The sequence below is a fragment of the Phenylobacterium sp. genome, from assembly GCF_030654915.1.
Taxonomy (GTDB): Bacteria; Pseudomonadota; Alphaproteobacteria; order Caulobacterales; family Caulobacteraceae; genus Phenylobacterium.
This window is the reverse complement of record NZ_JAURWM010000241.1, coordinates 1-4,791: the sequence shown is the minus strand read 5'-3', so window position 1 is coordinate 4,791 and position 4,791 is coordinate 1. Positions and strand designations below refer to the sequence as shown.

Below are 4,791 nucleotides of genomic sequence, written 5' to 3'. Positions count from 1 at the left end.
GGTGTACCAGACCACCGCCTGGCCCGCGGTCAGCCCGACCAGGGCCAGCAGCACGCTCTTCAGGTTCGGCCACTTGGCGAACGACTCGGTCAGCGGCTTCTTCGAGGTGGTCCCCTCATCGACCATCTTCTGGAAGACCGGGCTCTCGTTGAGCTTCAGCCGGATCCATAGCGAGACGCCGAGCAGCACCGCCGAGACCAGGAACGGGATGCGCCAGGCCCAGGCCTTGAACACTTCCTCGCCGGTGATCGAGCGTACCGCCAAGATCACCAGCAGGCTCAGGAACAGGCCCAGCGTCGCGGTGGTCTGGATCCAGCTGGTGTAGAGGCCGCGCTTTCCGGGCGGCGCATGCTCGGCCACATAGGTCGCGGCGCCGCCGTACTCGCCGCCGAGGGCCAGGCCCTGGATGAGGCGCATGACGATCAGCAGAATGGGGGCGAGAACGCCGATCTGGTCGTAGCCGGGCAGCAGGCCGACCGCGAAGGTCGAGAGCCCCATCAGCAGCATGGTGACCAGGAAGGTGTTCTTGCGGCCCCAGAGGTCGCCGAGCCGCCCGAACACCAGCGCCCCGAACGGACGGACGGCAAAGCCCGCAGCGAAGGCCAGCAGGGCGAAGATGTAGCCGGTGGTCTCGTTGACGCCCGAGAAGAAGTGCTGGGTGATGAACCCGGCCAGCGAGCCGTAGAGGTAGAAGTCGTACCACTCGAAAACCGTGCCGGCGGACGCCGCCCCGATCACCAGCCGATGGTTGGTCTTCGGGGCGACACCGTCGCCCACCACAGTCTCGGCCATGCCATTCCCCCACGTCTTATCGTTGGGGAGAGCCTAGCGGGATTTCGGGGGTGCCTGGAAGCGGTTCGTAGGGGGACGGCGTCGCACTCCCCCTTCTCGCTAGGCTCGTCGGGACTGAGGCTATCGGAACCGCCCCTGCGGTTGTGGGCTCAACGTCCAACTTGCCGTGACGGAGTCTGTGGATGGCCGGGACTTCGCCCGGCCATGACGATCCGTGGGGTGGTTGACCGCCCCCTAGTGGCCGCCGGCGCCTTCGAGGTCGCCCAATGCGCTTTGCAGGTAATTCTGTTCGCCCAGCGACTTCACCAGCGACAGTTGCGTCTCGAGGAAGTCGATGTGCTCCTCGGTGTCGGTCAAGATCTCGCGCAGGATCTGGCGCGTGACATAGTCCTCCGCCGCCTCGCACTCCTTGATGCCAGCGATTTGATCCACCCGGCCGCTGACCTCGACCGACAGGTCGGAGGTCATGCACTCGGGCACGTTCTCGCCGATCTTCAGCTTATGCAGGTCCTGCAGGTTGGGCAGGCCATCGAGGAACAGGATGCGCTTGATGAGCTTGTCGGCGTGCTTCATCTCGCCGATCGACTCGTCATAGGTGATCTTGGCGAGGCGAGTGAAACCCCAGTTCTCGTACATCCGTGCGTGCAGGAAGTACTGGTTCACCGCGGTCAGCTCATTGGTGAGCACAGCGTTCAATCGCCGAATGATGGCCTTGTCGCCTTGCATGGGAACCTCCTCGAATCCGTTTCGAGGGGCAAACTCTTACTCGGGGCGAGACGAGTCAAAGCCTATGTTTGCAAGTGATTCCGCGTTTCGTTCGCAAGCTTGCGAAGAGTTCGCCGTTCGGGGCGAAACGCTCCTATTCGGCGGCGAAGCGCAGGGCCTGATCCTGCTCGCTGATCATCTTGCGCATGTCGCAGACGCAACGCGCGCATTGGGCTTGCGAGCCGCATGCACGAAAGACCTCGGCAGGGCGGGTGGCGCCAGCGTCGATGGCGGCGCGGACTTCGCGCTCGCGGATCCCGTTACAGTTACAAATGTACAAGACGGACTTCTCCCGACCAGGAGTCATATGTAGCAAATGCGAACGCCGTTGCAAATCATTTGCAAGTTGAGCGGAGCCCGCCGCGTCGGTTGGTCGCGGACGTAGAGCTCGGCCCGACCAGTCCGGCGACGTGCCCCCGTTGCCACCGCGATGAAGGCGCTGTCGCCGGGCTATCGCCGGGGTTAGAAGGCGGCATGACCGCCGATTGCCGCCTTTATCTCATCACCCCGCCGCGTCTGGACGACCTGCCCGCCTTCGCCCAGTTGCTGGCGCGGACCCTGGACGCCGGCGAAGTCGCCGCCCTGCAGATCCGCCTGAAGGATCAGCCCGACGAGTTGATCGCCGCCGCCGTCGAGGCGCTCGCGCCGGTCGCCCAGGCGCGCGGCGTGGCGGTGATCCTGAATGATCGGCCCGACCTGGCCGCCAAGCTCGGCTGCGACGGGGTTCACGTCGGCCAGTCGGACACCCCGCTCAGCGAAGCCCGGAAGATCATGGGCAAGGATGCGATGATCGGCGTCACCTGCCACGACAGCCGCCACCTGGCGATGGAGGCCGCCGAGGGCGGGGCCGACTATGTCGCGTTCGGCGCTTTCTTCCCGACCACCACCAAGGAAGCCCCCACCCAGGCCGAGCCGGAAATCCTGACCATCTGGCAGCAGTTCATGGAGACGCCCTGCGTCGCCATCGGCGGGATCACCGCGGGCAACGCCGCCGGCCTGGCCAAGGCGGGCGCCGACTTCCTGGCGATTTCGGCCGGGGTCTGGGCCCACCCGCAGGGTCCCGCGGCGGCGGTCAAGGCCATCGAGGCCGCCATCGCTGAGGGTTTGTCGCAGCGCGGTTGAGGCCTATCCTTGCCTTGCGGCCCTGCTCCCACTAGGTTCCGCGCCTCGAATTTCCGCCCTTGCGGCGCGTTTAGCGCACCCTTGGCGCTAGAACTGGAACCATCGTGTCGACGCAAACCGCCCTTCTGAAAGTGATGTCCGACGCCGCGCGCAAGGCGGCCCGGGGCCTGAACCGCGATTTCGGCGAGCTGGCCGAGTTGCAGGTGTCGCGCAAGGCGCCGGCCGATTTCGTCTCGGCCGCCGACATCAAGGCCGAGCAGGCCGTGTTCGAAGCGCTGGAAAAGGCCCGCCCCGGCTACAGCTTCCTCGGCGAGGAACGCGGCCTGATCGAGGGCACGGACAAGACCCATACCTGGATCGTCGACCCGCTGGACGGCACCACCAACTTCCTGCACGCCATCCCGCACTTCGCGATCAACATCGCCCTGCAGCGCGAAGGCGCGATCGTGGCGGCGGTGACCTATAACCCGGTCACCAACGAACTGTTCTGGGCCGAGAAGGGCAAGGGCTGCTTCGTCAACGACAAGCGCCTGCGCGTCGCCGGCCGCAAGCACCTGGACGAGAGCGTGCTCGGCACCGGCATCCCGTTCCTGGGCCACGGCCAGCACGCCCGGTTCCTGAAGGAATTGCACCAGATCAGCCAGCGCGTGGCCGGCGTCCGCCGCTTCGGCGCGGCCTCGCTGGATCTCGCCTATGTGGCCGCCGGCCGCCTGGACGGGTTCTGGGAGCGCGACCTGAAGCCCTGGGACATGGCCGCGGGTCTGCTGCTGATCCAGGAAGCTGGCGGCAAGGTCACCGACATGGACGGCGGCGAGGATATGCTGACCAAGGGCTCGATCTGCACCGCCAATCTCGAGCTGCATCCGCTGATGCTCGATAAGCTGAAGGCCGCGGGCTAAACCCAGCCTTGACGGAAGCGTCACCGAGGACGGCTAAATCGTTCTCATGCACCTGACGCGCCGCGCCTTCGCCGCCTCGACCGCCGCCCTGGCGGCCAGCCCCGCCATGGCCAAGACAACGCCCAAACCCATCGTCATCGCCCACCGAGGCGCCAGCGGCGAGCGCCCCGAGCACACGTTGATGGGCTATCGCCTGGCCATCGACCAGGGCGCGGACTTCATCGAGCCTGATCTGGTGGTGACGAAGGACGGCCACCTGGTGGTGCGTCACGAAAACGAAATCGCCGGCACCACCGACGTCGCCACGCGCCCCGAATTCGCCGCGCGTCGGGCCACCAAGCTCATCGACGGCGAGGAGGTTGAGGGCTGGTTCGTCGAGGACTTCACCCTGGCCGAACTCAAGACCCTGGGCGCTCGCGAGCGGCTTCCGGAGCTGAGGCCCGGCAGCGCCGCGTTCGACGGCCGGGAGGCCGTCCCGACCTTCCAGGAAGTCATCGACCTGGCCAAGGCGCAGAGCCGCCGGGCGGGCCGCACCATCGGCGTCTATCCGGAAATGAAGCACCCGACCTTCCTGGCGAGCGTCGGGCTGCCGATCGAGGCGCGGCTGGCGCGGATGCTGAGGATCAACGACCTGGACGCCGCCGATGCGGCGGTCTTCGTCCAGTGCTTCGAGCCCGGCCCGCTGGCGACCTTCAAAACGCTCTCCAAGGCCCGCCGCGTGCAGCTGGTCGGCGCGGGCAGCCCGGCCATGGTGAGCGCCGAAGGCCTAAAGTCCATCGCCGCCTATGCCGACGGGCTCGGGCCGGACTGGTCGATGGTGCTGCCGACCGTGGACGGCGCTCTGGGGCCGCCCAGCGCCCTGGTGAACGACGCCCACGCCGCGGGCCTCCTCGTCCACCCCTGGACCGTCAGGGCCGAGAACCGCTTCCTGCCGCCCAAGCTGCGGCGCGGAACCTCGCCGGCCGAGCACGGCGACGCCGAGGCCGTCTTCCGCGCCCTCTATGCGGCGGGCGTCGACGGCGTGTTCAGCGACTTCCCTGGCCTGGCGGTCGCCGCGCGGGGCTAGCCCCGAGTGCGGAATCCGGACCTCACCACCAACGTGTCATCCCGGAAAGCGCGCAGCGCTTGTCCGGGACCCATTCGCACCGAGCCCGCCGGATGAGCTACCACGTCTTCATTCTCGCCAGCGGCGACCTCTATGCGGCGATGATGG

Annotated in this window: 6 protein-coding genes; 3 read left to right on the top strand and 3 right to left on the bottom strand. The window is 67.1% G+C overall.

Annotated features, from left to right (window positions below):
* The 3 genes from Q7T84_RS12530 to Q7T84_RS12520 form a co-directional block, all read right to left on the bottom strand.
* A partial coding sequence (locus Q7T84_RS12530) for an MFS transporter (protein ID WP_304809354.1) occupies positions 1-792 on the bottom strand: 792 nt, incomplete at its 3' end.
* Between the two features lie 234 nt (positions 793-1,026).
* Entirely contained in the window at positions 1,027-1,518 is a 492-nt protein-coding gene (gene bfr, locus Q7T84_RS12525) for a bacterioferritin (protein ID WP_304809348.1), read from the bottom strand.
* A gap of 133 nt (positions 1,519-1,651) precedes the next feature.
* The gene (locus Q7T84_RS12520; protein ID WP_304809346.1) at positions 1,652-1,837 is read right to left on the bottom strand and encodes a bacterioferritin-associated ferredoxin; all 186 of its coding nucleotides are present in this window, start codon (positions 1,835-1,837) and stop codon (positions 1,652-1,654) included.
* 194 nt (positions 1,838-2,031) lie between these two features.
* On the opposite strand from Q7T84_RS12520, the gene thiE reads away from it, so the two are divergent.
* The 3 genes from thiE to Q7T84_RS12505 all read left to right on the top strand — a co-directional run bounded on the left by thiE (position 2,032) and on the right by Q7T84_RS12505 (position 4,644).
* A complete protein-coding gene (thiE, locus tag Q7T84_RS12515; RefSeq protein ID WP_304809343.1) occupies positions 2,032-2,679 on the top strand; it encodes a thiamine phosphate synthase in 648 nt (215 codons plus the stop codon).
* A gap of 104 nt (positions 2,680-2,783) precedes the next feature.
* Positions 2,784-3,578: an inositol monophosphatase family protein gene (locus tag Q7T84_RS12510; RefSeq protein WP_304809341.1), complete on the top strand. Its 795-nt coding sequence runs from the start codon at positions 2,784-2,786 to the stop codon at positions 3,576-3,578.
* Positions 3,579-3,624: 46 nt separating this feature from the next.
* Positions 3,625-4,644 (top strand): glycerophosphodiester phosphodiesterase, encoded by a 1,020-nt coding sequence (locus Q7T84_RS12505; protein ID WP_304809339.1) that lies wholly within the window; start codon positions 3,625-3,627, stop codon positions 4,642-4,644.
* The last annotated feature ends 147 nt before the right edge of the window (positions 4,645-4,791 follow it).

What these genes read in the sequence shown, in the direction of transcription:
- bfr (WP_304809348.1), bottom strand. Translation starts at nt 1,518, where the DNA reads ATGCAAGGCGACAAGGCCATCATTCGGCGATTGAACGCTGTGCTCACC.
- thiE (WP_304809343.1), top strand. Translation starts at nt 2,032, where the DNA reads ATGACCGCCGATTGCCGCCTTTATCTCATCACCCCGCCGCGTCTGGAC.
- Q7T84_RS12505 (WP_304809339.1), top strand. Translation starts at nt 3,625, where the DNA reads ATGCACCTGACGCGCCGCGCCTTCGCCGCCTCGACCGCCGCCCTGGCG.